At 53.4% G+C, this 436-nt stretch carries 1 protein-coding gene; it reads left to right on the top strand.

Annotation, left to right across the window (positions count from 1 at the left end):
* Positions 1-133: 133 nt before the first annotated feature.
* A complete protein-coding gene (locus BGK49_RS31725) occupies positions 134-298 on the top strand; it encodes a replication initiation protein (RefSeq protein ID WP_171763446.1) in 165 nt (54 codons plus the stop codon).
* Positions 299-436 lie beyond the last annotated feature (138 nt).

Here is a 436-nt window from a genome sequence, read left to right as displayed (position 1 = left end):
CGCTCTCCTGTTCCGACCCTGCCGCTTACCGGATACCTGTCCGCCTTTCTCCCTTCGGGAAGCGTGGCGCTTTCTCATAGCTCACGCTGTTGGTATCTCAGTTCGGTGTAGGTCGTTCGCTCCAAGCTGGGCTGTGTGCACGAACCCCCCCGTTCAGCCCGACCGCTGCGCCTTATCCGGTAACTATCGTCTTGAGTCCAACCCGGTAAGACACGAATTATCGCCACTGGCAGCAGCCACTGATAACCGAATTAGAGGAGTAAGACTTGAAGTCATGCGCCTGTTAAGGCTAAACTGAAAGAACAAGTTTTGGTGACTGCGCTCCTCCAAGCCAGTTACCTCGGCTCAAAGAGTTGGTAGCTCTGAGAACCTTCGAAAAACCGCCTTGCAGGGCGGTTTTTTCGTTTACAGGCAGTAGATTACGCGCAGAAAAAAA

Origin of the sequence: Shigella sp. FC1544 (genome assembly GCF_001722145.1) — a bacterium.
Classification (GTDB): Bacteria; Pseudomonadota; Gammaproteobacteria; order Enterobacterales; family Enterobacteriaceae; genus Escherichia; species Escherichia coli.
The sequence above is the reverse complement of the archived record's forward strand: the minus strand, read 5'-3'. Positions and strand labels throughout refer to the sequence as shown.